Genomic DNA, 25977 nt, shown 5'->3' with positions numbered 1-25977 from the left:
ACCCCGCCCCCTGACATCAGACCCCCCACTCCAAAGCCAGCGGCGTAGTTTTTCGCCTGACTGATCCTCCCGCGCATGTACGGGTCCACGGAAAGCCACAATGTTTTGGCTAGCAACTCTCCTTTTGTGGCTTCTGGGATCGGGCGATCTTCCAACATCCAGTTGCCGACCGTCGGCATTCCCGAGGGATAACTCCGAAGTACCCAGCTAGGATTTCTGATCATGGGGGCCTCCTTACGAGCACGCACGTCCGAGTTTGGAGGCGGGCTCCGTCCCTCGAAGCCCCTCTTCCACCGAACTGCTTTTCCTCTTATGGAATAGATTGCATTTCGTGATAATACGCCCGCTCTGAGAGACATTGTTTTGCATTTTGCAAGAGTGGGACGGTGGACATAATCACGGCAATGCGCATCGCCATCGAAGTCGCGCGCCTCGGCAGTTTTACCGCAGCAAGCAGGGAGTTGAGGCTTTCCGCGCCGTCAGTGAGCCGGATTATGGGCGAGCTGGAGGCCGATTTAGGGGTCCGTCTCTTCAACCGCACGACCCGTCAACTCGACCTGACCGACGCTGGTCTCGAGTTTGTGCAAAAGAGTTCTGGCATACTTGAGGAACTAGATAACATGCGAAGTGTGGTCCGAGAGCGCCACGACACTCCGCGCGGGCAACTGCGTGTATCGTGCGTTACGGCTTTTGGCAACGAATGCCTAGCGCCGGCGCTGCCTGAGTTTTTGCAAAGGTTTCCCCAGCTGGCCATCTCCCTTGAGCTTGGCAACCGCTTCGTTGACCTTATCGAAGAACATTACGATGTTGCAATTCGGGTCGGCCCGTTACGGGATTCGTCGATGGTCGCCCAGAGGATTTCTTCACAAAAAATATTGTTTGTCGCCTCTCCCGCGTTTTGCGGAAGGTTTGGTATGCCAAAATCATTCGACGAAATCAGACGCTATCCATCGGTCACGCAGATAAGCGGAGAATGGGGCAGAATACACCAGTTTAGGCATTTAGGAGAAATTGTCGATTTTGAAATAGGGCAACACTTTACAATGAACTCCGCCCGCGCCGTGAAGAATGCGTGCCTGACAGGCTACGGCTATTCCTTGCTAGCGGATTTTATGATTGCAAAGGATCTTTCAGAAAACCGCCTGGTGCGGCTGCTGCCAAACTACGAACCCGTGGACCAGCCAATTTACGCCTTTTATCCCCAACGGCGGCACACGCCGCAGAAGGTTCGAGTGTTCATTGACTACTTGACTGAGATTTTCGGGAGTTGATCACCCAGACGGCAGCCAGCATCTTTCCTTGGTACCTACTTCGGGACGCGGCAGCGGATATCCTCGGCATTCCGGAGAGGGGGTGCTGGCCAATATTGCAGATTGGTAGACCTTTCGGCATGTCTCAGCGACACCGCCTAGACGAGCCCCACTGGTCAGGCGGAATTACTCGTCCACCACGTCCGGCAAGGCTTCCGCGACGACGCTTAAATTGCGGTCGAACGTCTCGGGGTCGGTCGACTGCGGACGGAAAGATTTGGCCTTAGCAAGAATGGCCGCAATCACGGCCTCTTTTTGGGGCGAGATCCTGGTCGACGCTGCCCGGGCGGCCAAAGCCGAAAAGTCGACAGCCGCCGTTGCCGACGGGATATGGGTCGCCTCAAGCTCATTCTTTTGCGCGGCGGGCAAGCGACGGCGAGCGATTGGCGGCTCGGCACGTCCGATTTTTGCAGCGAAGGTCGCACCGCGCTGCAGTCGCGAGTGTGTGATGCCGGAGCGGTAACGAGGCCCGACCGGCACGATCGACTGGACGGACGGGGAGGGGAGGGGAGCGGCGGCAGCGACCGGTTTGGCGTGCTTTGCGTTCGCCGGGAGCGCCATGAAAGCCCGCTTGGAGAGGTCCCGATCAGCGAAATAGAAATTGCGGGTTGCAAGGATCGCATTCTCGCCGCGCGGCAAAACGACGACTTTACTCTTGTCCATGGTACGGATTTCGTCCGGACGCATCAGCGGCCGACGCACTTGCTTGCTGTGAACAGAGCGCGTGTAATAGGTGTCGAAAAGGCTCGCCTGGGTCCTGGTGACGTCCTTCTGGGGTTCGGACGTTTCGCCTATCTGCTCGGAGACGTAGCGCAGATCGTCGGTCTCCTGGGCGCCGAAGAAGATCTGGACACGGGCAGCGTTGATCAGCGTTTCGCGGCTTTCTTTCCGGTAGATCTCGTCGACCGATTTGAGCGACTGCACGAAAAACCACATCGGCACGCCATGGCCGCCAAGGACGGTTGCCATGTCCGTCACCTTCTCAAGCTTGCCGAGGTTCTGAAATTCATCGAGCAGGACAAGCACCTGATGCTCGCCGGGGCGTGGCATGGCTTCGGACATGAAGTTCATCATCTGCGTGATGAGCACATTGAAAAGCGGGCCCAGCGAAGCCATCTGCTCGCGCCGGAAATCGAGATAGAGCGAGACTCGCTCGCTCTTGAGATTTCGGATGTCGAAGGAACTGCGCGAGGTGGCCCGCATCAATCGCTCGTTCAGGAAAGGCGCCATGCCGGTGCGGACGCCGGCATAGAGACCGGAAAACTGCTTCTCCGCCATATCCGCGTAGGGCAGAAGCGTCTGCAGCGTAAAATCGGACACTTCATGCCGGCGGGTGTCGCGCAGGCTCGCCAGAAACTCTAGGATCGGCTCGTCGGCGCCGTTCATGATCTTGAGGATCGTGGCGAAGCTGCGGTTTTCGTCGGTGATCTGGGGGGACTCCATGACGTAAGAGGCAATGCCGGTGAAGAGGAGGCGCGCATCGTTGACCCAATAAGGATCGGCGTTGGCGGGCGGCCGCGGAAAGAGCGCGGCCGCCATGTTGCGCAGGTCGATGTCCCGCTGAGCCGAATCGAGCGAAATGAAGTCCATCGGATTATAGAAGGCGGTGTTGCCGTCGCGGTCGGCCGGCGCGAAGCGGACGACCTGACTGAAGGTGGCCCGGTGGCCGGCCGTAGCTTCATAGGTCTCGCCGCGCAGATCGAGCACGACAAGCGAATGGGGCCACATCAGCGCGTTCGGAATGATCAGCGCCGCGCCCTTGCCCGACCTTGGCGGTCCAATGACGAAGCCGCCGACGTCATCGCCCTCGATCCAAAGTTTCTTGCCGCCGCGAACTCTGGGGCGCGTCAGGCGCAATTTGCCGGTGCGCCGATCGCGGTGCGGGGCAAAGACGTTGACCAGTCTGCCGCCGGCGCGTCCGATGAAGATGCCTCTCGGCTTCAGCAGGCCAGCCCGGCGAACGTCGGCCATCGACATGAATTTCGCGTCGTTGCGCTTGGGCGGCCGCATCAAGAATGCGATCGCGAGCGGCAGGACGAAGCCGAATACGGCCGCGGCGCCGGCGTATTGCAGCTTTGCGAAGCTTCCAGCTTTCAGGTCCGTCCAGGCGTAGCCGAAGACCGGCCGCAGGTCCGCATTCAGGCTGTCGAAGAGAAAATGCGATCCGGTCCTGTACCAGTCGGTCGCCGCGTATGCGACCACAAACAGCAACGCGCCCAGCGCCACAGCCATCAAGGCCAGAAAAATCCTGCCGGCGACCTTTTCCATAATGCGACCTCGTCAGATCGTCTCAGCCTTCGTGAACTTGATTTCGCTGATTGATCGGCGCCCGCCTTCGCCGCGCACCATTTGCACGACGACCGGGATCACCTCGCGCAGGTAGTCAAGGATCTCGCTGCGAGAAAGCCCGACATTGCTTTGCATGACCATGAGGGCCAGGCGCTCATAGGCCGAGCGGGCCGAATTGGCGTGAACGGATGTCAGCGAACCAGGATGGCCGGTGTTGATGGCTTGCAGGAAGGAAAATGTCTCGGCACCGCGCAACTCGCCGAGCAGCAGCCGGTCGGGCCGCATGCGCAATGACGCCTCGAGCAGCTGTTGCGGCGTAACCCTGGCAAGGCCTTGGTCGCCTTTCGAGGCAAGCAGCGTCACGGTGTTGGCCGTCGCCGGCTTGAGTTCGCGCGTATCCTCGATGGTTATGATGCGCTCATCAGAGGGAATGATCTTCAACAACGCATTGAGGAAGGTTGTTTTGCCGGTCGAGGTGCCGCCGGCGACAATGAGGGAAATGCGATTGCGCACCGCGTATTGCAGAAATTTCAACGGCGAGGTGTCGTTAAGCATCTCGGCGAGCTGCTTTTCTTCGGCCGAGAGCGCCAGGCCGCTGCCCATCTCGGTCTGTTCGAAGGCGCCCATCTTGGCGTAGTCGCCAAGTGTCATGTCCATGATGACCTGCTTGCGGATGGAGATCGCGCCGCCATCGGGGGCCGCCGGCGGCAGCACGCATTGAAAGCGCTCGCCCGAGGGGAGAGCTGCCGACAGGACCGGCGTGACCTCGTTGACGACCTGGCTGGTGGCCGAAGCGACGCCAACCGAGACCGAGCGGATCCAGTTTCTGGTGAGCTCGCGTTTGACGACGTGCTCCATCTCCTTTGTACCCAGGCGCTCGATGAAAACTTCGCCGGGTCGGTTGATGGCGATTTCGGAAACCGCTTCCTCCTCCATATAGGGCCAGATCGGCTCCAGTTCGGCGCGCAGCACCGGTGCGCGCGTCCAGGGGTTCGGCACAGGCTGCACGACATTCATCGGGCCGAAGTCCCGTAGCCCGGATGGGGATCAGCCTCAGCCTTCGGCGTCATGAAGAGCGGCGTCGGATCGAGCGCCTTTGCCGCCTTGCCGCCGCGCTTCAGTCGAGCCAGCTCCTCTTCTACCGGATCCGCATAGAGCTCGGAAAAATCCAGATCCCGGCGCACGAAGACGACGATCGGCGTGCCCTGGTCGACATAAATCGTCGGCGGGATGTTTTGTGTGTCGCGGAACGCTTCTTGTGCCAGCTGCTGCAGCGCCGTGGATGATTTGTCGAAGGCGATGCTGCGGGCGTCGCGTTGCGAACCGGAGCCGCCATAGGTGGTCGTGACGGTCTGCCCTGTCACCGGGTCAACGGTCGTCACCTGCCGTTGCTGGCTGTCGCTGCCATTGTCGGCTAGGGAGGACAGGTACTCCGAAACGCCGCCAACGACCGAAAGCATGATCGCATTGCCGTAGCGTTCAAGCCAATGCGTATCGACGCGGCCGCCGAGACCGCCCCGTCCGAGACGGTCGGCGCCAGGCGAGGCGATGTCGACCGACACGCCGTCGGAACGGATGACGCGGTTCCAGACGATGAACACACGCTTTTGCCCGCGCGCGATCCCCGAACGATATTCGCCGGTCAGCCGAGACCCCTTGGGGATCAGAATGCGGCGGCCGTCGAGCGAATAGACGTCTTCGCGCGCCACCGCGCGAACCATGCCGGGCAGATCGGTGTTGATGGCGGTTTCCAGAAATCCGCGGATCATCGTGCCTTCAGGGATCAACGCATCGGTGCGACGGAAAACCCGCGCCTTCGCCATCGCGTTCGAATGTGTTTCCGATTGCGCGAGGAAAGCCTTGTTCGGATCGTTGTCGGCGCCCGGCACCGGAACAAGCTGACCGTCGGCGGCGATCTGCGCCTGGGCCGGCTGATCGTGCCCGGCGGCCGGGGTGGCTTGCTCGCTGGTAATCATCTGGTTCGACCGCAGGCGCTCCCACATCGCCTTTTGCCGCTCAGCCTCCTCGGCCTTCCTGCGGGCCTTCTCGTCGGCCGCTTGCTTGCGGCGGGCCTCTTCTTCCTCGGCTTTGCGGCGCGCCTGCTCGGCCGCCAGTTGGGCTTCGATGGCGCGCCGCTGCGCATCGAGATCGGCGCCCTGCTCAACCGTCTGATCGACGTTGTCGGCCTGCTGCTTGTTGGCTTCGCCTTCCGCGGGCGGCGGAACAACGATCTGGTCGATTGTCTTGTCGGCCGCCTGTGGCGTCTCGGCCAGCGCCGGCGGGCGAAATTCAGGCGGGTTGAAATTGTCGCTCGCGTCCGAGGCCGCATCGCGGGAGCGCGGCTCGCGGGGCCAGTTGATCCAGATCAGCGCGATCGCCACGATCAGCCCTGCGGCGACCATGGCGACTTTTACGCCCACCCCGGCATAGCGTCGAGCGACGGTCGGGCCGCCATCAAGCTCGTTATAGTCGATGTTGCTCATCTATCGTCCGCTCGCGGTCGGGACGGAGAAGGGGCCGGCCCCGCGCACCAGCTTCCTCGGCCCGTAGACGTCGGAGACAGGATCCGTCTTCGACTTCCGGGCTCGATTGTAGAGGCAGAGCGTTTTGCCGTCGGCCCTCAGCGTGAATTGCCGGCCGATATTGTCAACGATCGTGTATTTTCCCTGGGTGCGCTGATTGACGAGCGATTCATGGCCTTTTTCGTCGACGACGAAGATGGCCGGAATGTCGCCGGTGAACTCGAGGAACATCTTGGTGCCGTCGTCGAACGCAACGCGCGGCTTCAGGGCCTCATCGCCGACATAGACGTAATTGTAGTTGAGATCGGCATAGTTGAGGTTCTTGAGATCGGGATCGGCAGCACTTTTCTGGGCCTCGGAAAGCAGGCGCGCGTCTTGATCCTCATCCGCGTATCTGAACCGGACCTGGAACGACGCACGGTCGCGATCGCTGTCGGTGGCTTTGAGCAACAGCGAATAGACGCGCCGGTCGGTAATGACGTTGACATTCGTCCAGGCGTCCCGTTCGAGCGGCTTGATGAAGAGAAAGCGCGAGCCGCGTTTGGGCACGATCGACCAGCCTTTCGTGTCGCCGGCCGAAACGGTCTCGATGACTTCGGACGGGCTGAGCTCGATCATCGTGGAGACGCCGAGCGCGGCATTGACCGTCGTCACATCGTCGTTGTCGAAAGGCACGTAGCGGATACGGTAGTCGCGCGCGGCAGCGTAGCTGGCCGAGCCAAGCAAAATCAGCAGCGACAGAGCGGCGCGAATGTGGGTCTTCATTGCGCGCTCCCGGCCGTTGGTGCGGACTCCTGATCGCGACGGTATTCGATCACCTGGAAGCCAAGCGGGTTGTCGAAGCGCCATTCGTTTTTGATCGGCGTCGTCGTGTAACGGAACTTGACCACGGCCACCCAATTGTCGGTCGTGGAAGAGTTCTCGCGACGCGTCGTGGTCGAAAACCGCACCGACGCCGTCGTGCTGTTGAGCAGGGACACCGACTTGACGTCGACGGAAATGGTGACGTTGCGCCCGTAGACCTTGTCGAGGGATTGCGCGTTGGACGGCGTGTAAGCCCAAGTCAAATCCCTGGACGCCGTTCCCGTCGAATAAAGCTGCGCAAGATCGTAGTTCTGCTTGATCTCGCGCGCGTCATAGGTTTCGCGGGCGCGAATATAGCGAACGAGATTGGCGGCCGTGACCGCCTCATTCTGCGACAGATCGCCGGGTTTGAGCGCGCGCGCAACTTCGAGATATCCGGTCGTCTTGTCGACCTCAATCACATAGGGCTCGAATTGCTTGAGCGGGAGGATGAGCACGAGCGTCAGCAACGACAGCCCCGCAACCACACTCGCGACGCCGCTGACGAGCCAGGCCAGAGTGCGCGAACGTCTCAGAGACCGGTGCGTGTCGTCTTCCCAGGTCGCGCCGGCCTGATAGTAGCGCCCGTCAACGAGTTTGTCGGTCTCGGCGGGGATGCTTGCCTGCATTTTTTTCACTTTACTTTAGCCTCACCTCAAAGCTCACACTGCGGCCTCAAGCAGCACTTCTCAGGCGGATGTTTGCGCTTCTATGCCAGGGGTCTCGCGTTATCGCGCGCCGCCTGCTGAATGGATGATCGAGCGGCCTCGCTGCTGCGGGATGTTCTGAGGCGCTGCCACCGGTTTGCGACAAACCGCGCTCCGGAATAGCGACCGATATTGCCTGGGACATTCCCGTAGGAGCGGTATGCGCCGACGGTGCTGAGATACCCGCCGCCGTTCAGGATCGAGGCGATCGCCGGGATTTGCATCAGCACGTAGATGCCGATGATCGTGACCAGGACGAGCGGCAGGACCATCGACATCTTGTTGTCGACGCTGGCGCCTCCCGACGTGGCGGTGTTCAAGGCAAGATTGACCAGCGAAAAATAAAAGCCCAGGAAGCCGTAGATGAGGATTTGCTGGATCATCAGATAGGTGGTCAGCGAAATGAAGCCCTCGCTCATCCGGGTTGACCAGCGGTAGAGCCAAAGCACAATCCAAACCGGCGCCAGCGCCAAAGTGATGAACAGCATGATCTTGGCCGCGATGATTGCCGCGATCGCAAGCGCCGAAAAGATGATGGCGGCCAGAAGCACGATGGTGGAAAGCAGCGCGCCGAATATGTCGTAAAAAGTGCCGCTGTAGACCTGATTGGCAACATCCTGGGCACCGCGGTAGAGGTTGTCGATCAGTGCCGGGATCGCATCTTGGTCCGAGAGCTGGTTGCCCGTGGCGCGCGAGACGGCCCCGACGATGATCTTGCCGATTCCGCTCGGCACCGCCTGCACGAGCTTGTAGATCGTCTCGGAGAACGTGCCCCACCCATTCAGCAGCAGATAGATGACCACCGCGCGACCGAGGCGGTAGCCGGACTCGATCGGAGAAATCGCCTCGCGGCCGCTGAGGATCGAGTAGCCCCACCAGATCATGTAGAGGGTGAGCATGAGCGCGTAGACATTCCCCAGCGCATAGCCGAGCTGCATGTAGACGCTGGAGACAAAGCCCCGTCCGACGTCATCGATGCCGCCCAGAATGCTTGTCGCCAGCCCGTTCATCCAGCCTCGACAACACGATCGAAGGGCGCAGCGTTGACCGGCTTCAAGGGTCCACAGCTTGCTTTGCTCACATAAGCCAGCGGCGCGCACGGCGCCTTGAGCTCGCGACCTGGCCGGGCGCAGCCGCTCACCATGATGCTCGCGAGCGTGACGGCGACCACGCCGATCCGCCGCCACCAAGCTGGGATCCGTTTCGCTCGCGCCCTCAACGATCAGTTCCCGCTTGTGCCAAAATTCTGGAACGGATTGACTTGCGCCGGCGTCATCAGCTTTTGCACCTGGCTTTGCCGCAACAGCCGGGTCTTCATTTCCTCGTTGAGCGCGGCGACAGCACCATTTTGCACGCCGATGAGCTCGTTGACCGCACGCGCGTTCTCGAGCTGCATACGCGTGTTCTGATCGACCGAGCCTTTGACATCCTCGGCCTGTCCGATCTGGCCGCTGGCCGACTGCAACGACTGCTCGCGTTGCGCGACGCCTTGGGAGGCCTGAGAGGTGAGGGCGCTCAACAGCGACGCGACGTTGACGCTGCCGCTATAGGCTGTGTTGACGGCACTGCTGCCTTTGCCAGTGATCTGCTGGAGCTGTTTGATCAGCTGCAGGCCGTTGATCACCGCTCCGGCGATCTTCTGGATTTCCGGCGACAGCCCGCCGAAGGAGAGGGCGCCGCCATTGAGGATCGAGCCGAAGCTCGGCGCCTGCGCAATCGACATGTTGCCGCCGAGGCCCATTTGGCCGATGCCGAGAGAGCCGTTGCGGCTGCCCGTCAGGGCTTGCAGGATCTGATTGCTCTTCTCGAGGATGTCCTTGTTGGAGCCCATGATCGAATTGGTGTTGTCCGCATTCTGGCGGGCAATGTCCAAATTCGCATTGTCGATGACGGCGATTTGCGCATGAGCGGTGCTCGACAAAAACGCCGCCCCCGCTGCGATAGCGATTTTTCTCACTCTCAGACCTCCTATTCCTGGATTGCTTCGATCGCGCGAGCCGCGCCGGTCGGATCGGCGTTGATTTGCACCGACTGCGTGTTCCCCGAACCGCTCTCAGCGCTCCGGCTGGCACAGGGTAGCCATTGGCTGCGATCGAGCCGCAGCCGTTGCAGCTCGGCCGGGTCGCATGAAAATGGATTTGGGGATCCACCTTGCGGCGGGGTGATGGTCCGCGCGGTCTGCGATGCTCCGACGTTGTTCAACGAAAGATATTGACCGAGCAGCGCGGTAAAGTCCGAGGCCTGGTTGATATATTGGCCGGTCACGTCGGCATCGAGACTTCGAGCGGACGAGTTGAGCTCCCAGGCGTCCTTGTATTCGCCAACCTGTCCGACGCCGCCGGCGAGCGCGTCGATCTGCGAGGAATTGGCCGTCATCTGCATAGAGCTGGCGTCGAGATCGGCCGCGGCTTTGGAGACGGAATCGAGAGCGCCGCTTTGGGCGGCCCCGCCCGGTCCGCTCGATGTCACGATGCTGATCGCCGGCGGGAACGCCGCCGGCGCCTCTCCGCTGGAGACGTAACTGTCGAAGGTGCCGTGCCATCGGCCGACGCCCGAGGCCCACTCAGCCTGTTCGGCGGCATTCGAGCCGTTATAGAAGCTCGCCAGGCAGCTGTAGTTGCTGGCGCCGCATTGTGCGACGCCTTTGCCAAGATATTTGACGCCGCCCTCGATGTTTTGCTCGTTGATGTCGCGATCGAACCCGAGCTGCCTGCCCGTTCTCTTTGTCAGTTGCATCACGCCCTTGACGCCGGTGTGGGAGCCGGCGCAGCTGTCGAGGCGGGATTCCTGGTAGGCGACCGACAGCGCCAGCCCCTCCGGAACGCCATATTTTTGCGCATAGTTGCGGATGAGCTTTGCGTTCTCGGCGTCGCGGCTCAGCGCCTCGCCAGGCGAGCGGCTGAACATTTGCGACCTGTACTTGTTCGAATAGGTGCAAACGAGGCTCTTTTTCTTCTCCTTTTCGTCGGATTTGGTTTCTTGCGATTTTGTGCTGTGCTCTTCGTCTTGCGCGCGCTGATCCAGATTGGAATTATCGATAACGGCGATCTGGGCCAGCGCCGGGGCAACCGCCATCTGCCCAGGCATGATCGCGGCTGCGGCGATCACGCTGCTAAGCCGCTTCTTCATGCTCGCTCTCCCATCCGCAAAGGTATGGCAGCCACGCTTCCGGCTCCTGCCCGTAAATCTCGCGCAGCCGTTCGCATTCCTTGATGCTGGCTTCGTTGGTCGACAGCACCTTGATGAGGTCGGGCATGCCCGACAGGTCAAGCTTGGCCACGATGGAATCGCTGTCGTGCTTGACCAGGAAGGTGCGCGTTTCCTTGGGCGTACGGCGCACGAACTCGAACTCTTTCGCCGTCAGCGAGAAGCGCGCCATGTAGGAATCCTTGCTCGCCTTCGGATTGGGGAAAAAGATGTTGGTTTTCGTCTGCTCGATCAGCGAGGACGAGATGGACGAGTTCACCACATCCTCAGCTGTCTGGGTGCCAAAGCCGACGACGCCGTTGCGCCGGCGGATCGTTTTCAGCGTCTCGTTAATGAAGGCGGCAAACACCTCGTCATCGAGCAGCTTCCAGCCTTCATCGAGGAACATGAGAAGCGGCGTGCCGTCGATGATCTCTTCGAGCCGATGGAAGATGTAAAGCAGGGCGGCCGAGCGCAATTTTTTGTCGGCCAGGATTTTTGTCATGTCGAACCCGACCGCCGGCTTCGAGAAATCGACGAGATCGACGGGGTTGTTGAAGAGCCAGCCCTTGTCGCCAGGATCGAGCCACGGTTGAATTCGCGCCGCGAGATCGTTCATCCCCGGCGCCAGCGAGCCGCGCAGCACTTCCGGCAGCAGCTCGAACGTGCGCTGTTGGCGCGGGATCTTATAGACCTTGTCGACGGCCGTGTTGATCACGCGCATTTCCGCCACGTCGAGCGAACCGTCGTCTGGGGTCAGGATGTAGCGCAGCAGCCCTTCGAGAAACGTGCGGTTTTCTGCTGTGTCTTCCAGCTGGAGCGGGGCAAAGCCGGTGGCCTGCATCGGCTCCATGACTTCGTAGCGACCGCCGAGCGCGCGGATGAAGAGCTCGGCGCCGCGCATGTAGTCGAAGTAGACGCATCGCGGTCGCGGCGAAATCCGCATTGCCTGCGCCATCAAGAATGACAGCACGACCGTCTTGCCCGAACCGGTCGGACCGAAAACCGTGAAATGGCCGACGTCGTGGACGTGAAAGTTGAAATAATAGGCGGTCTGACTGCTCGTCTCTAGGAGCGCGATCGGCCGCTTCCAGTGCAGTCCCTCACGCTGGCCTGAGGGAAAATTGTGGCCCGAGAAGAGCCCGGCGAAGTTCAGCGACGAGATCAGGGCGCGGCGCGCAATGTAGCTGAAATTGCCGGGCAGCTGTGCCCAAAACGCAAGTTCGGTGTTGAGCGTTTCTCGCACCGGGACGATCGACATGCGCGACAGTTCGGCGGTGATGTCGGACAAGGAGCGGTTGAGCCCTGGTACGTCGGCAGCCAGCGCCATCACCGTCATGTGGTGTTGCCCGAAAATGACCTCGCCACCGGCGAGCTTGTCAGCGCCGGCGTGCACGGAATCCTCGACCGTGGTTCCGGCCTCATCCGAACCGCTGACCTGGTTCGAGATCGTGTTGATGCGGCGCATGGCCGTCACGCGATCTTCAATCGCGAACGACTGCGTGAGGACAAACTCATGGGACAGCCGCAACAGGCCATCCAGCGAGCCGGGTGCCGTGAAGGGCGGGTATTCCTTGATCGACACCATGGCGCCGATCTTGCTTTCATGCGCCCCCCTGATCTCCAGAGCGGATTTGCCGAAGAAGATTTGCCGCGTCGCACACGCAGTGGCCAAGCTCATGCGCGGCAGCGGCATTTCCACATCAGCGCCGCCGGCAAGAATCTTGGCGATGAATTCGGCAGGTTCGGAAAACACGCTGTTGCGTCGCATCACCACGCCCAGGAGCCGCGCGCCATAGGCGGAAAAGTCCTTGGTGACGCCACTGAGAACATCGTGCAGTTCGGCCATGGCCTCTTCACGTGTCTCTTCGCCGGCCGTGCTGAGGCGCAACGCATTGAGCGCCTTGTCGACCCAGCCGACACGCCCGACCATCGGGCGGCGGATGAGCGTCAGGAAAGCCTCATTGACGAAAAGATTCTTCGAGCCCAGCTCGTCCATGTAGCGGGCATCGAGTTCCGCCACGAAAGGGTTTTCGAAATCTCCTTCGATCTCTGGTGTCACGTGACGCCGGATGATGGTCGCATAGGCGGCAAAGCGGGACGTGGAGAGGTTGCGGAATGTCGTGTTGCGATTGAACATGCGGCTGTTGAGCTCTGCCTGATCCATTGTCTGGAAGGGCAGGCCGCTAAGCTGAATGACCCCGAGGAGAAAGCCGCTATTGGTGACGACCAGGTTGTCGTCGACGTGGCGCAAATAGGGGACGTGCGCCTCGACAGGCTTTTCCCGTTCGCGCGCTTTCGCGAATTTCAGGTCGGCGTTCACGCTCACGGCGAATAGCTCCTCGCGCCCCAAAAGCCTGAGTTTGCGACCGCGCCCCGCTTCGACAGTCGTCGTTCGACTATGTGGAAGATGTATGGGTCGCGCTGGCACAGATAGGCGCTGATCAGATGGGTCGCGCTGAACAGGCCGAGGCCGAGCGTGAAGCTGCTGGTCGCGATGAATCCGATGACGGCAGCCATGCCGTTAAGCGCGAACACCTCGTAGCGCACACCCCATTTCATCGGCGGGCGCGTCAGGGGCAGGCTGACCGGCTCGACATAGACCTCTTCGTCCTCCATCGGCTCACGCGCCTCCAGCGGTGGAGCGGATGGAATCGACCAGAGCTGCAGCGCCAAAGACCAGAGCAATGCCGATGATGATCGAAAGCGCCATCATCCACACCAGCCGGCCGGTCATGGCCAGGAAGCCGAGAAAGCAAACTGCTATGATCCCGAAAGATCGAGCAATGCTGCCCTGCAGCACACCGACGAACCATTCCAGTACGCCCTCGACCGGGGCGGCTGACTGCGCGTATGCGCTCGCCGGCGCGAGCGCCGTTCCGATCGCCGCAGCGGCCATAAACTGGACGGCGAATTTGCCCGCCTTTTTATAATCCATCGTCATCTCACTCCTTTTTCAGTTGCCAAAGTCCATGACGTGTCCGTCTTGCCAGGCGACGCCATCGACCGCGTCGGTCGCGGCTGCAGGACGATGATCAACAGGGTTGGGAATGGGAGCCTTGATCAGCTTGCCGAGCTTCCAGCGATTGAGCACCTTGACCGCGTATTTCGTGGTCTCGTCGTTCACGGGGATGCCGTTGGCTTTGTAAACGTTCTGCTCGCCTGCATTGTAGGCCGCCAACATCAACAGCGGATCATGGAACTCCTCATAAAGCGCTTTCAGATAGCGCACGCCGGCACGGATATTGGCTTTCGCGTCACATCTGTCGGTCACACCGAGACGCGACGCTGTCGCCGGCATGAGCTGCATAATGCCGAGAGCGCCCGCGCTAGACGGGCCTTGATTGCCGCCCATGTCGCTTTCTGCCCAGGCAACCGCCTCGCTCAGATCGGGATCGAAGCCCTCTTCTTCGGCGATCTGGCGCACCAAGGCCGCGGCCCGCCTGCGATCCGTCGGCGCACACCCGCCGCCAATCGTCGATCCGTGATCAGCGTCCGAAAAGGTCGAAACGGCCGGGCGGGCCGGCAGAGCAAACGCCGCCGCTATGCGCGTCGAGGTCGTGTCATCCGCATGTGCGCCGAATGGCGCCATGACGGCTGAAAGAGAAAGCGCAAGCGCGATCCGGTTTTTCATTGCGCTACCGATTTTGACACTTTACTATGGGTACATGGTACCAAAGTAAAGTGTCAATACGAGAAGCAGAGTCGAGGCCATTTTTCCGATGAAGCAGTTTTCCTTCCTCGCGGCATTGTTGGTCCACAGCACCGTCCTAGGCGCCGCCGATCTGGGCACTAACGAGCCGCATCCGTTCGAGCAGCCGTCGACCGCGTATCTGCAGAACTTCGCCAAACCTGGCGAAAAGACCTTCGTCTACGAGCGCTACGACGCACGCGGAGGCCTTTTTCAGCGCGAGGTGACACCACTGGCAAAGCCGGTGGAGATCACGTCCGCGACCGAACGCGTCATCAACGGCGTCACCTACCGGCTGCGGGGCCTCACGGCCTGCCCGAAGCCCAAGATCACCTACAAGGCTGAGGAGTGGGATTGCACGAAGGCCGTGCGGGACTACGACGACGCTGTCTATAACACCCGCGCATCCGTCGTGTTGTGCAAGACGCTGGTCCTCAAAAGCCAGCCCGGCGTTCCGGACGCGGTTTCGTGCTTTGCGCTCGTCGGGGCCGGCAATGCCAACGATCCCTATTCGGTCGCTTACGACGACGATTCCGTGGTCTTCTTCGACATGGCTGCGATCGGCCGCAATAAGGAGGGCAGGTCCCTGCGGCCGGATCTCGAACATGCCTCCCAACTCGGCAAACAGTTCCAGACCGATGAAGCGAACTAGCCTCGCCGCGCTTATCACACTCGCGACCGCCCACGCCGTGAGCGCCGAAGGCGCCGCGCCACCAAACGCGACAGTCACTCCCTTCATCGTGTCGAAAAGCGTCGAACTGCTGACGGGAGATACGTGGCGCGACCGCGGCAAGCTCTACCGGCTTTATGGCGTGCAATCATGCTTGCGGGGCACGATCGCCCTGGATGCGAAGGGCAACGAGCTCGATTGCGGCAACGTCTCGCTCGCCCACCTGGCTGCCTTGTTTTCGACGGCGGCCGTGACCTGCCAGCCGATCGCCTTGGCGCTCGACAAAGCGACGTTTGTGGTATGTGGCGCGAAACTCGACGGCAATACGATCGACCTTGGGACCGCCCTCATCGCGGCCGGCTACGCGTTCGCTGCCACCGATCAGAAAGGCAACACCGTCAGCGCCAGCTATCTGGTGGCTGAGCTCAACGCGAAGATGAAGGCTGATGGTCTGTGGGCGACGACGAAGTTTCCACATCCCATCGAACTTCTGCTGAAACGGCCAAAGGAGCAGGACCGTTGAACCACGAACATGAATCGAGCCGCTACTACTACCCTGTCGAGGGCCGCACGGACGGTGCCATAGCCGGGGCGTTCGCATTCATCGCCATCATCGCGGTGCCGGCGCTGACCTATGCCGCATGGCACGCGTTCGCGTCTTGGATGTCCGCCCTTTTTTCTTAGATTTGAAAGTCCACGAAAGATCGCAGCAGCTCATGCAAGTCATCCGCATCCACGTCGCACCAACCGTCGTTCATGAGCCGCGCGAAATATGCGGCCTTCATTTTCAGCTCGCAAACATCGGCAACCGGCGCCATCGCTGCCTGGCGGCGGACAAGCGCCTCGTCCGCCATCACGGCGTCAAGCCGTGGTCCGATCAGCGCGGCCTCGGCCTCTTCGGCCTGCATCAACCGTTTTCCGAGACTCTCCACATTTGCCACGGCATGGCGATGCGCCGCGATCAAATCCACGACTCCATCCGCCTCTCGTGGCTCGCCATTGCTGCTGCACACAAGTTGGATCGGCATCGACTGCTCCGAGTGGTTCGGCTCCTCCCGCATAACAAGACTGTCCCGGTCCCGCCGCGGAAAAAAGGGATGATGGCATCCCTATTTTTCCGTCGCGAAAGATGAAAACTTGCCTGCCAAGTGATCAGTGAGGACCTGTCGCCAGTGTTTCGCGCGCTCGTTGTCGAAGATCAGAATCTGATGCGGCTCGCGCTTATGGACCAGATTCGGGCGAGTCTCGGAAATTGCGTTGTCCTTGGCGCCGAGACATTGGAAATCGCTGCGCGAGAGCTTCGGAGCGCTGAGTTCGATCTGGTCGTCATTGATCCGGGACTTCCCGGCTTCGATCCGACGCTGGACGCTGATCGCGTTGCCGTCGTCGGCACAATCATCGAAGCCTCGCCAAGCGCGATCCACATCGTCGTGACAGGCTCAGACAGCGATTCTGAGGCCGAAATTTTTCGTCAGATCGGCGCGGCCGGCTATCTCGGCAAGACCGGGCTGGAGCCCGGGGTGTTTAATGACGTGCTCGACGACATTTCCACCAACGGATTTGCAGTTCGGCTTTCGCGTGTGGCGATGACCATGCCCGACGTTCGGTATTCCGTCCTGACGCCAAGAGAACAGGAAATTATCGACATGATGACCCGTCGCGAGCCAGGCATGACGCGTACGCAGTTTTACCAGGTAATGGCGGATCGCCTCGGCATCGATCCCAGCTCGGCGGAAAAATATTACAAACAGGCGCGGGCAAAATTGATGAAGAACGGACACAGGCTGCCGCAGGGTCTTTAATCAGATGTCATTGATAACCGTCCATGGGGTCAAGGTGCCCCTGCGCCCTGACGACGTCTCGCCTGTCATCTGGCAGGCCCTCGACAACGAAACCTATGAAGCCAAGGAAGCCAAGTGGATATCGAAGGCCGTGAAGCCCGGTGATCGCGTTCTGGAACTCGGCTCAGGCATCGGCATCATCACCTCGCTTATCGCTCAGATCCCGGACGTTCAGGTGTGGGCCTTCGAAGCAAATCCAGCGTCGGTTGCCCTTGCCAAGCGCGTCGTCGACGCCAACGATCTGGACAACGTGGTGCTACTGAAAGGGATTCTTGCAGCCGGTCCGCCACGCCCATTCACCTTCTATCTCCGCAAGGACCTCTGGATGTCCTCGATGGACAAAGATCAGGGGCCGTACGAGCGCGAAATGACGATTGTCTCGACTGACGCCGACGACTTCATCGTCCAGCACGGCGCCAACGTCCTTGTTATGGACATAGAAGGCGCCGAAAGGGAACTCTTGCAGAACGCCAAGCTCCCAGGCATCGAGCGCGTCTACCTAGAGCTGCATGATCACTTGTATGGCTTGGACGGAATCCGCGATATCACCCAGGCATTGGCGCTAAAAGGCTACGCGTATGATCCCCGCGGGTCCCGCGGCCCGTGCGTGCTTTTCGCCAAGGACGACGGCCCACGCGAATATGAGGAGGTTGAACCAGATGCGGAGTGATGCTCTTGCTTCTTGTCTTGCCTTCGCAGTCGCCATGGCTTTTGCCGGGCCAACGGCCGGCAAGGGCGCCTTCGCGGATCCCGATACACTCACGCTCGAAGATGCATCGGGCAAGGCCATCCAAACCCTTACCGTCGAGCAATTGAAGACCGAATTTCCGCAACAGACCTACGATACGCGCACGCCTTGGACAAAAGAGGACGAGAAGATCGTCTATCGGGGGCCCCTGCTGAAGGACATATGGGCGAAAACCGGGCTCGCCAACGTCGCTAAAGTCAAGGTGGTCGCCTACGACGACTTCGTGTCTGAACTCCGCATGGACGAGATCCAGTCATATGCGCCTATCCTGGCGGTCGAGCGCCAATGTACAAAGGATGACCGCAGCCAAGGACGATGCAAAGGCGATCAGCGGTTCCGCCCCATCACCATGAACGAGAAAGGTCCGATCTTCATGGTCTGGCCCTTCGATCGCCTGCCCGCCTCCTATGTCCCAGCCCGTAATGCTATCTGGGTCTTCTTCCCGGTGGTGCTGCGCGCGGACCAATGAGATTCGGAACCAGCCGCTTTGTTGCTGCCTTGCCTTATCTCGGGCTGGCGCTCGCCCTCCTCCTCAGCACTTGGGCGTTCGTCCGTTCGGACCGCTACAGGCAAGAGACGGACGAGATCCTCAACCAGACCTACGAGATTCAATGGCGTGCGACCCAGGTGCGCGAGCGGCTTGTCAGGGTCCATGGCTATATCCGTCTTGCCGACGAAGCCGGCAAGCTCGATCCTGACATCAACCGGCAAATGGCTCTTGTGAGCGTCAACATCGCTCAGCTTCTGGCGCTGCCGTACCTGCAGCATTTCTTCCCGCAGAAAGACATCGAACTCCTGGAAAACGTGCGTCGGACAGTCGAGCAAAACGTCGCGCCGGTCGTCGAAGCTGGTTCCAATTATTCGGATGCCCTCGACCACATGACCAATCTCGAACAGGACATGTACGAGATCTCTAGCGCCACCGTTGATCACAGCACGACGCTCCAAGAAACTGCTCAAATCGATATAGCCGCATCCCGCAACTGGTTCATGTTCGCGATTGCGCTGGGACTGGTCGCGATCTTCTATCTCATAACCCATCAGCGTCACGCTTACGTCAGCCGTCGCGATCGACACATGCGCTCATTCGCCTCGCTGTTCGCTCATATGACGCGCTCCCGCGTCACCGCTTTGCGACTGTTTCTGGAGGGCACTGGTTCGGAGCAACCTCCGAGAGAAGAGATGTTGAAAGCTGCCCGCAGTGCGGCGAATGAGCTCGAATCCATCAATGACGGTTTGCTCAAGATCGCCTTTTTGCAACGAGATTCGCATGTCCTGCCACTCGCCAAGCTTTTGCTGGACCTCAAAGGTCGGGATGGCATTGTGCAGCTGTCAGTCGATTCCGAGGCGGGAACACAAGCCGTGCCGGCAACCCAGTTTCAACTGGTGCTGAGCGAGCTCGTGCAGAACGCGCTCACGGCGGTCGAAAACACCGACAGGCCGAGCGTTGTCGTAAAGGCATCGGTCGCGCACCGGTCTTTTTTTCGCCGCAACGTTCTGTTCCTGGAGGTCGCAGACAACGGTGTCGGCATGACGCCAGAAGTCCTGCGCAAAGCAAAGACGCCCTTCTTTTCGACCCGGGCCGGGAATCACGTCGGCCTGGGCCTCACCGGCTGTTCCCAGATGGTCGCCACACTCAATGGGAGGCTTTTCATCGATAGCAAACCCGGAGCGGGCACTGTCGTCAAGGTCCGCATCCCAATCGGTGCATAATGATTGGCCTCATGGGGCGCCGGCGGCTCAGAAGAGTTCAGAGTCTCCCGCCCAGTTTTAATGAGACGGGTTGTGTAAGTAACATCGATCTGTATGACCGAGACTTAAAGTAAGTATACCGCTGCAATACTGATCGATTGTATCGTAGATTATGATCGAAAAGACTTGCATGTAGCGAGATTCATATCTTTCAATACAACAACGGCGCCGATCCGGGCGCTTCCGCCTTTGGTGATCGAAGACCTGTACGAAATCTTCAAGCCGGACTCTCCACGCAATCCCTTCAAGACCGAAGCACAACGCTGGCGCAATCTCCTGATCTTCATGCTTTGCTGCGCCTGGGGCTGCGTCGTGGCGAGGCCGCGCTGCTTCTCACGAACTCCTTCAGGGAGGACTTCGATCCGGTCGCCGGAAAGATGGTGTCGTGGCTCGACGTTGAGGAAACAAACGACGGTGACCCGCGCTACGAACGGCCCAGCTTGAAGACTGGGACGTCGCGGCGGCAGCTTCCGCTCCCCCAGGAGATCGTCGAGTTGGCTCGCGTCTACATCCGGAACTATCGCGGCCGCGTCAATTGTCCTCATTTGCTGATCTCCCAGAAGGCCAAGCCACTGTCGTTGCGCTCGCTCGGGGAAATCTTCGAAACCGCAACGCAGGCCCTATCGGAGGATGCGAGAAAATCCATTGAGAAACAGGGGCTTCAGGGGTTTCCTGTCACGATCTTCGCCACACCTCGGCCGTGGTCCGAATGAGGCGGTACCAGGATGTGGGGATTGACCTCGATCGAGCGCAGGAGAAGCTGCGCGTCTTCTTCGGCTGGACGAAGGAATCGCAAATGCCCCGTCTTAACGCAAAGGCCTACTTCGAGACCAGCCTGGCCGAGGTCTGGGACGAGAAGTTCGATCTCTTCGTGGATGCCCTCAGGCGGTCTGTGCCGGAGGGAGGCAAATGATAGAACCTGCCGCCACCGTCGACCCTGCGCTCCTCAGCGAAATAACGGCACTGATAGCCAAGCTGCCGCCGCTTCCGCCGGTCGTCCGGTACTTCGACGACTTCTCCAACGAGACGGGCTCCCTTCGAAACTTGGCCGAGAGCGACACAATCACCTTGTTTGTCGATGGGCTTCATCGAGAGATTGACTTTGCCGCCTTCCGACCTGCGGAGAACGTAATCAAGCATGTCGTCGTTGATTGGCTGCATCGCCTTGATCCGACTACTGTAGCCATCAAAGCCGCAAACGTTGTGAGATACATCACCCGTCGGGGGATTGAATCTCTTGTTCACCTCATCGCGTCATCACCCTTCGATGCTCGCGCCCATTGGAACACCTATGTCTTAGCTGGACTAAAGACTGAAGAAAGCTGGGCTTTGAGAGCCATGCTGCATTCGCTTTGCCGCCTCGACATAGGCCATTGGACGCCGCCTGCAGCCTCCATCATAAGGGCGCTCAAAAGCCCCAAGGTCGACAAGTATCGCGTGGTCCGCGTTGGCGACTGCTTCCTGCCACTCGACCATCAGGCCCGGATCGTCAATCACATCGACAGCACGTGCGCCGCCCTGGCCGCCGATCCGGAGACTGTTGGCGGAGACGATCTGCGTGACGCCTGCATGCTCGTCATGTCGTACCAGTACGCGTTCCGGCCTGGCCAGATCGCCCGCGTCGAACTCGCCGACGTCAGGCTCTACAACACCGGAGCCGTCCATGTCGCCGTCTCGCTCACCAAGCAGAAGGACAAGAACAAGCGCATCCGCGTGACCAGGCGGATCAAGCGGGAATGGGGTCCGCTGTTCAACGAACTGGTGAAGCGGCGTGAGAATGGGGCGATGCAGCCGGAGGAGGGGGTGCCCCCTCGCCTTCTCTTCGGGCTTACGCCCGGCGGGGTCAGCCGCGGCATCATGGAGTTGACGGGCGAGCTGACCGGCGAGCCATGGACGCCGACCGACCTCAGGCACACGGCGGCGCAGCGCCTCGCGGACGGCGGCATCTCCCATGCCGCGCTCACCGAGTTCTTGGGGCAGACCAGGGAACGCATCGCCAACGTCTACTTCGACAAGTCGCCCGCCCAGGCGCAGCGCATCAACGAGGCGTTGGCGATCTCGCCGATCTATTCGAACGTGGCCAAGGTCGCCAAGACCAAGACAATCGACAAGGCAATGCTGTTGGGGCTGCCGTTCGACCAGCAGATCGGAGGCGTGCCGCATGGCATTCCGATAGCCGGGATCGGCGGTTGCGGCCTCGGCCAGAGCCTCTGCTTCAAGAACCCGGTGCTGTCCTGCTACACCTGCTCGCAGTTCATGCCGCTCGGGGAACCGGCATTCATGAGCAGGTCCTCGAAGACCTAAGGCCCGTCGTCATCGACTTCGCGGCCGCCTCCCGCAACAACCAGCAGTCCCCGGCCTACGCCCAGCTCAAGTCGACGCTCGATGCCGTGCGCCGTGTCGTGGAGGAACTGAAATCGGATGCGAGCGCGGAGGTTGCGGAGGTTCGGGAATGAACCCGTTCTACGCGGAATACGTGGCGACGGCCAAGGCCGTGGTGCAGAAGCGCGGCCTTGAATGGAACCTCGTCTGCGACGACCAGGGAAAGGTCAGCAAGGAGACCCGGTGGAACCTGACGGAGCTGGTCGGCATGATGCCGCCGCCAACCCTGTGGCTTGGCCAGCTCGGCGTGGACCCCACCTCGTTCGGGAAGCTGAACGAGATCAGGCGGAGGATGAACCAGGAGCCGCTGGTTGCCCGCCCGATGCCGCAGTCGTGGCGGGACCTCTACCAGGCGGTCCTCGTCCACCAGCTTCTCGTCCGCAACACCAGACCCTCGAGCGCCATGCAGATTGCTGTGGGAGTTCGGCGGCTGGCCCAGGCCGCTGGAGATACGCCTCCCTGGGCCATCACTCCGGATCAAGTCCAGCAAGCCTACAACGCGGTACTGCAAGCCGCGGCGTCCGGAAAGTTGGCGCTCGACTTCGCGACCATGGTCAGAAACGTCTTGGACGGACAGAAGCTCGCCGACACCCCTTCCCTCGCCCGCTTCTGCGTCCCCTACCCAACGTCGGAATCGCAGGCGGCGCACAAGCAGACGGAGGCCATACGGAAGCGCCAGAATGCCCACGGGGGCGTCAGCCTTCGCCGCTCACTGTCGGAGAGAAAGACAGCCTCCAAGCTTCCGGACGAGCGTGCTTTTTGGGAGCTGGTGCGGATCGTCTTCACCGAGACGCCGGATCCTTCTCCGACGCCATCAGGTTTGCGGCGTTTAAGGTCCAGATCATCATGGGCTTCCGCATCGGCGAAACCGCGCTTCTTCCTTACATTGGCGAGTTGTCGAGCGGCGACACATGGGCGAGCACGGACCGAAGCTTCCCGGGAAAGTCAGCCGCCATTCGATCAAGCAGGATTCCAATCATTGTGCCGCTGTGCGCGACGATGACCCCGAGAGCGTCGTTGGCCTCGGAAGCTTTCAGCATTGAATTCATATGCTCCTTTGGAGCTCGCTCTTGATGCAGGAGCGCGCTGGCAGTGGCTATTTCACCTATCGTGGCGGTGTCACCGCGTGGAATTGCTATGCGAGCGCGGTGGAGTAGTTCCTGATACTCTGCTCTGTGACTGGCGGAGGTTTCGCCTCGCCGTTGATCATAGTCGACAGTTTCGACCGTTCCCCCTTCATCGATACCAACGATTGCAAGCGGCGGCATTTGCCCGAGAAATGAGAGAAGGCTACATGCTCGCTGCTGATATGCCACCACGCCGGGGTACATTACTCCGTCGGACGGCTCGATTTCCGCCATTAGCTTCTCGATCAACGACGTCCGGACTCTATGCTTGAAGCAGCAGGCGATTGACCGTGCAGTCGCAACAAGATCCGCAGACGAACTCGCCAGCCCTTTGCCTTCCGCAAGCTCAGATTGCAAAAAGAGGATCCCTCCCGAGGCGCCGAGCGCAATCACGAGATTCTCAGCCAGCCGTTTTGCTTTGACTTTGTGTGACGGATAAACGGTTACGGACCGTGTGCCCGAGATCGGCATGAAGTGGGCACGCGCAAAGAGCGCGATGGGCATCGTGACCAAAAAGTGGGAATCACGGGAAAGGGAGCCTATTGGCAATTGGCCTTGCAACAGCTCGCCGAATGTGCCGCAACAGAGAGCGTCGCTAGAATGAACTCTTGGCTGCTGGGCATCCTCGTCGATAATCTGGGCCGCATCCGCGCCCTCGAACGTCTGGTGACACATATATGGCCTCCAAACTTCATCGGCGGCCGCTTCGAGAAGCTCTCTAGTCGACATGCTCGCCCCGCTTCCTGGCGGGCCGATAGGATGGGTAGAATTGTGGATCGCCATCTCACTTCCTCGTTGGGGACATTGGAGTGTGATTTGCCGCTACGAGACGCGACCCAGTTCATCCAACCAGGGCTGACGTTCCGGATCCTGGGTCGCTAGCTCATGACCTGAGACCTTTAGGGGAACATACCATCGTCAGCGATTTGGCCGTCGCAAAGCTTGTGTGAAATTACTTGTAGGAACTGTTGCATCGTTTGATTTTCGGCGGCGTGGGGTCGCGGTGGGTACGACGTTCAAGGCACGCCATCTTTAAAAGTCTCTTGCGCGCTGCTACCTGCCGCCCGGCGCGTTCATTGGGCCAAGCCGTTGACCGAGGCTTCTAGAGGAAGTCGATGCTGTCGGCGAACAGCGACAACGAGCCGCTGCGGAGGGGATTTTGAGGTGCAAACTCAGCCGGTACGTTATGGGCATACCTCTGGCGAATTGCCCGCCGTGTTCGATAAATAGTGATTGACAGTTTATAGCGAACCGCTGACGCAAAACGAACCGAAAGCCCACGCCACCTTTGTCCGGGCATACTTGCGCGCCTCGACCAAGGAGCAGGATGCCGGCCGCGCCCGTTCCGACCTGGAGGCGTTCGCCAGCCAGCACGGCCTGCGGATCGCCGCGACCTACATGGAAAACGAAAGCGGCGCCCGCCTCGCCCGCCCCGAGCTGTTCCGCCTGATCGGTGACTGCCAGCCCGGCGACATCCTGCTGAGGTTGAACACGGCCGATTGGGAGGTCCTTCGTTCGCGGAAAAGCCGGCTGCCGGTGAGCCCGGGATATCGCGTGACACGTTCGCGAAGATAGGCCGTGAAGGGATCGATCCCCGCCTGACGCGGCTTGCGTGGTCCGTAGGCCGGAGCCTCGAGCCCGCGCGCAGGAGAAGCATCAACGATCACGCGCCGCCGGTCTCCTGGAGCGCGCTCCGGGAGACCGGCGACAGCGCTAAACTGGGGAAGATTCAAACGGCACTTCTGGGGAGTATTGAGCCGGCATCGACAGGGCTCGTAAGCGTCGCGCCAACCGCGGCTCGTTGCCCACCATCTGTCGCGGGTCGAGCAGGTAATCGACATCGCCGACAAGATCTGCCCGTGCTGCCAAGGCCAGCTGCATGTTATGGGCGAGGACGTCTCCGAGCGTCTCGACATCGTGCCCGCCCAGTTCCGGGTGATTGTCACCCGTCGACCGAAGTATGCGTGTCGGGCCTGCGAAGAGGTGGTCGTGCAGGCGCCGGCGCCGGCACGTCTTGTCGAAGGCGGCATTCCTACAGAGGCCACGGTGGCTCATGTTCTGGTGTCGAAGTATGCCGACCACCTTCCCCTATATCGTCAGGCCCAGATCTACGCCCGCCAGGGCGTCAATCTCGACCGTTCGACACTCGCCGACTGGGTGGGCAAAGCAGCTTTCCTGCTTCGCCCCGTGCATGAGCGGCTGTTCGAGCGGCTGAAGGCATCAGACAAGCTCTTCGCGGACGAGACCACTGCGCCTGTGCTTGATCCGGGCCGGGGGCGGACCAAAACGGGGCAGTTGTTCGCCTATGCCCGAGACGACCGACCTTGGGGCGGAAGGGACCTACCCGGCGTCGCCTACCTCTACGCTCCGGACCGCAAGGCCGAACAGCCCATCCGGCATCTTCAGGGCTTTGTCGGGACCCTGCAGGTCGACGGATACGCGGGCTACAAGGCATTGGCCGAACGCAACGCCGTGAGCTTGGCCTTTTGCTGGTCGCATGTGCGTCGCCGCTTCTATGAGCTCGCGCAGTCCGGCCCCGCGCCGATCGCGACGGAGGCACTCGCCCGCATCGCCCAACTCTATCACGTTGAGAGCGATATCCGCGGTCGTTCCGCCGACGAACGCCGCGCCGTCCGGCAGGAGAGAAGCCGTCCCGTCATCAATGCCCTTGAGCCGTGGCTTAGGCAGCAACTCACCCTTATCAGCCAGAAGACCTAGCTGGCGGAAGCTATCCGCTACGCGCTCTCGCGCTGGCAAGGTCTGACACGATTCCTCGACAACGGTACGATCGAGATCGACTCCAACACCGTCGAGCGCGCCATCCGTCCCATTGCAATCTCGGGGTCATTCTGCCCATGTTGGGCAGGAGGTCGAAGTCCATTATCGCTGGCATCCGTATTTCGGACGCC

At 60.6% G+C, this 25977-nt stretch carries 24 protein-coding genes and 3 pseudogenes; 12 read left to right on the top strand and 15 right to left on the bottom strand.

The genetic code is table 11. The features are described from left to right. Positions 1 to 224, bottom strand: a pseudogene (locus tag AC0L2Y_RS33055) (NADP-dependent oxidoreductase); the annotation flags it as partial. A 180-nt stretch (positions 225 to 404) separates the two neighbouring features. On the opposite strand from AC0L2Y_RS33055, the gene AC0L2Y_RS33050 reads away from it, so the two are divergent. Further along, entirely contained in the window at positions 405 to 1271 is an 867-nt protein-coding gene (locus AC0L2Y_RS33050; RefSeq protein ID WP_473562156.1) for a LysR family transcriptional regulator, read from the top strand. A 165-nt stretch (positions 1272 to 1436) separates the two neighbouring features. Here AC0L2Y_RS33050 and AC0L2Y_RS33045 read toward each other — a convergent pair whose 3' ends face one another. The 12 genes from AC0L2Y_RS33045 to AC0L2Y_RS32990 all read right to left on the bottom strand — a co-directional run bounded on the left by AC0L2Y_RS33045 (position 1437) and on the right by AC0L2Y_RS32990 (position 14449). Next, on the bottom strand, positions 1437 to 3578 hold the full coding sequence (locus tag AC0L2Y_RS33045) for a type IV secretory system conjugative DNA transfer family protein (protein ID WP_473562155.1): 2142 nt from the start codon (positions 3576 to 3578) through the stop codon (positions 1437 to 1439). 12 nt (positions 3579 to 3590) lie between these two features. Then, positions 3591 to 4616 (bottom strand): P-type DNA transfer ATPase VirB11, encoded by a 1026-nt coding sequence (virB11, locus tag AC0L2Y_RS33040; protein ID WP_473562154.1) that lies wholly within the window; start codon positions 4614 to 4616, stop codon positions 3591 to 3593. After that, positions 4613 to 6082: a type IV secretion system protein VirB10 gene (gene virB10 / locus AC0L2Y_RS33035; RefSeq protein WP_473562153.1), complete on the bottom strand. Its 1470-nt coding sequence runs from the start codon at positions 6080 to 6082 to the stop codon at positions 4613 to 4615. Before virB10 ends, virB11 begins: the two co-directional genes overlap by 4 nt. After that, positions 6083 to 6886, bottom strand: a complete 804-nt coding sequence (locus tag AC0L2Y_RS33030) for a TrbG/VirB9 family P-type conjugative transfer protein (RefSeq protein WP_473562152.1) — start codon at positions 6884 to 6886, stop codon at positions 6083 to 6085. Beyond that, a complete protein-coding gene (locus AC0L2Y_RS33025; protein ID WP_473562151.1) occupies positions 6883 to 7593 on the bottom strand; it encodes a VirB8 family type IV secretion system protein in 711 nt (236 codons plus the stop codon). The genes AC0L2Y_RS33030 and AC0L2Y_RS33025 overlap by 4 nt, the downstream gene beginning before the upstream one ends. A gap of 80 nt (positions 7594 to 7673) precedes the next feature. Then, entirely contained in the window at positions 7674 to 8858 is a 1185-nt protein-coding gene (locus AC0L2Y_RS33020; protein WP_473562150.1) for a TrbL/VirB6 family protein, read from the bottom strand. A gap of 35 nt (positions 8859 to 8893) precedes the next feature. Further along, entirely contained in the window at positions 8894 to 9628 is a 735-nt protein-coding gene (locus tag AC0L2Y_RS33015; protein WP_473562149.1) for a type IV secretion system protein, read from the bottom strand. A gap of 11 nt (positions 9629 to 9639) precedes the next feature. Beyond that, positions 9640 to 10800, bottom strand: coding sequence for a transglycosylase SLT domain-containing protein (locus AC0L2Y_RS33010; RefSeq protein WP_473562148.1), 1161 nt, complete (start codon positions 10798 to 10800; stop codon positions 9640 to 9642). Then, on the bottom strand, positions 10784 to 13186 hold the full coding sequence (locus tag AC0L2Y_RS33005; protein ID WP_473562147.1) for a VirB4 family type IV secretion/conjugal transfer ATPase: 2403 nt from the start codon (positions 13184 to 13186) through the stop codon (positions 10784 to 10786). The genes AC0L2Y_RS33010 and AC0L2Y_RS33005 overlap by 17 nt, the downstream gene beginning before the upstream one ends. Next, positions 13183 to 13476, bottom strand: a complete 294-nt coding sequence (locus AC0L2Y_RS33000) for a VirB3 family type IV secretion system protein (protein ID WP_066991233.1) — start codon at positions 13474 to 13476, stop codon at positions 13183 to 13185. The genes AC0L2Y_RS33005 and AC0L2Y_RS33000 overlap by 4 nt, the downstream gene beginning before the upstream one ends. A 4-nt stretch (positions 13477 to 13480) precedes the next feature. Beyond that, positions 13481 to 13795, bottom strand: coding sequence for a TrbC/VirB2 family type IV secretion system protein (locus AC0L2Y_RS32995; RefSeq protein WP_189524323.1), 315 nt, complete (start codon positions 13793 to 13795; stop codon positions 13481 to 13483). A gap of 18 nt (positions 13796 to 13813) precedes the next feature. Further along, positions 13814 to 14449 (bottom strand): lytic transglycosylase domain-containing protein, encoded by a 636-nt coding sequence (locus AC0L2Y_RS32990; protein ID WP_473562146.1) that lies wholly within the window; start codon positions 14447 to 14449, stop codon positions 13814 to 13816. A gap of 130 nt (positions 14450 to 14579) precedes the next feature. On the opposite strand from AC0L2Y_RS32990, the gene AC0L2Y_RS32985 reads away from it, so the two are divergent. Genes AC0L2Y_RS32985 through AC0L2Y_RS32975 form a run of 3 tightly spaced genes read left to right on the top strand, consistent with a single transcriptional unit; the run spans position 14580 to position 15902 of the window. After that, positions 14580 to 15200, top strand: a complete 621-nt coding sequence (locus AC0L2Y_RS32985; protein ID WP_473562145.1) for a cystatin family protein — start codon at positions 14580 to 14582, stop codon at positions 15198 to 15200. Between the two features lie 37 nt (positions 15201 to 15237). After that, positions 15238 to 15741: a thermonuclease family protein gene (locus tag AC0L2Y_RS32980; protein WP_473562144.1), complete on the top strand. Its 504-nt coding sequence runs from the start codon at positions 15238 to 15240 to the stop codon at positions 15739 to 15741. Beyond that, positions 15738 to 15902 carry a hypothetical protein gene (locus AC0L2Y_RS32975; RefSeq protein ID WP_473562143.1) on the top strand — a complete coding sequence of 55 codons (165 nt, stop codon included), beginning with the start codon at positions 15738 to 15740 and terminating at the stop codon, positions 15900 to 15902. The genes AC0L2Y_RS32980 and AC0L2Y_RS32975 overlap by 4 nt, the downstream gene beginning before the upstream one ends. Here AC0L2Y_RS32975 and AC0L2Y_RS32970 read toward each other — a convergent pair. Beyond that, complete coding sequence (locus AC0L2Y_RS32970; protein ID WP_473562142.1) at positions 15899 to 16246, bottom strand: hypothetical protein; 348 nt, start codon at positions 16244 to 16246, stop codon at positions 15899 to 15901. The genes AC0L2Y_RS32975 and AC0L2Y_RS32970 overlap by 4 nt on opposite strands. A 144-nt stretch (positions 16247 to 16390) precedes the next feature. On the opposite strand from AC0L2Y_RS32970, the gene AC0L2Y_RS32965 reads away from it, so the two are divergent. The 6 genes from AC0L2Y_RS32965 to AC0L2Y_RS32940 all read left to right on the top strand — a co-directional run bounded on the left by AC0L2Y_RS32965 (position 16391) and on the right by AC0L2Y_RS32940 (position 21863). Then, positions 16391 to 17020, top strand: coding sequence for a response regulator (locus tag AC0L2Y_RS32965; protein WP_127222541.1), 630 nt, complete (start codon positions 16391 to 16393; stop codon positions 17018 to 17020). Between the two features lie 4 nt (positions 17021 to 17024). Further along, positions 17025 to 17729: an FkbM family methyltransferase gene (locus AC0L2Y_RS32960; protein WP_473562141.1), complete on the top strand. Its 705-nt coding sequence runs from the start codon at positions 17025 to 17027 to the stop codon at positions 17727 to 17729. Further along, the gene (locus tag AC0L2Y_RS32955) at positions 17710 to 18276 is read left to right on the top strand and encodes a hypothetical protein (RefSeq protein ID WP_473562140.1); all 567 of its coding nucleotides are present in this window, start codon (positions 17710 to 17712) and stop codon (positions 18274 to 18276) included. The genes AC0L2Y_RS32960 and AC0L2Y_RS32955 overlap by 20 nt, the downstream gene beginning before the upstream one ends. After that, positions 18273 to 19520, top strand: coding sequence for a sensor histidine kinase (locus AC0L2Y_RS32950; protein WP_473562139.1), 1248 nt, complete (start codon positions 18273 to 18275; stop codon positions 19518 to 19520). Before AC0L2Y_RS32955 ends, AC0L2Y_RS32950 begins: the two co-directional genes overlap by 4 nt. A 329-nt stretch (positions 19521 to 19849) precedes the next feature. After that, the gene (locus AC0L2Y_RS32945) at positions 19850 to 20272 is read left to right on the top strand and encodes a site-specific integrase (protein WP_473562138.1); all 423 of its coding nucleotides are present in this window, start codon (positions 19850 to 19852) and stop codon (positions 20270 to 20272) included. Between the two features lie 625 nt (positions 20273 to 20897). Next, positions 20898 to 21863: a site-specific integrase gene (locus AC0L2Y_RS32940; RefSeq protein WP_473562137.1), complete on the top strand. Its 966-nt coding sequence runs from the start codon at positions 20898 to 20900 to the stop codon at positions 21861 to 21863. A gap of 959 nt (positions 21864 to 22822) precedes the next feature. Here AC0L2Y_RS32940 and AC0L2Y_RS32935 read toward each other — a convergent pair. Continuing rightward, a complete protein-coding gene (locus AC0L2Y_RS32935) occupies positions 22823 to 23851 on the bottom strand; it encodes a GHMP family kinase ATP-binding protein (RefSeq protein WP_473562136.1) in 1029 nt (342 codons plus the stop codon). Between the two features lie 471 nt (positions 23852 to 24322). Between AC0L2Y_RS32935 and AC0L2Y_RS32930 the strand changes: the two are divergent. Both AC0L2Y_RS32930 and tnpC read left to right on the top strand, forming a co-directional pair. Beyond that, a pseudogene (locus AC0L2Y_RS32930) lies at positions 24323 to 24586 on the top strand (recombinase family protein); the annotation flags it as partial. Positions 24587 to 24833: 247 nt separating this feature from the next. Continuing rightward, a pseudogene (tnpC, locus tag AC0L2Y_RS32925) lies at positions 24834 to 25977 on the top strand (IS66 family transposase); the annotation flags it as partial.

It is taken from the genome of Mesorhizobium sp. WSM4830 (genome assembly GCF_055811495.1).
Note: the sequence above shows the minus strand (reverse complement) of the source record. Positions and strands in the feature narration are given on the sequence as shown.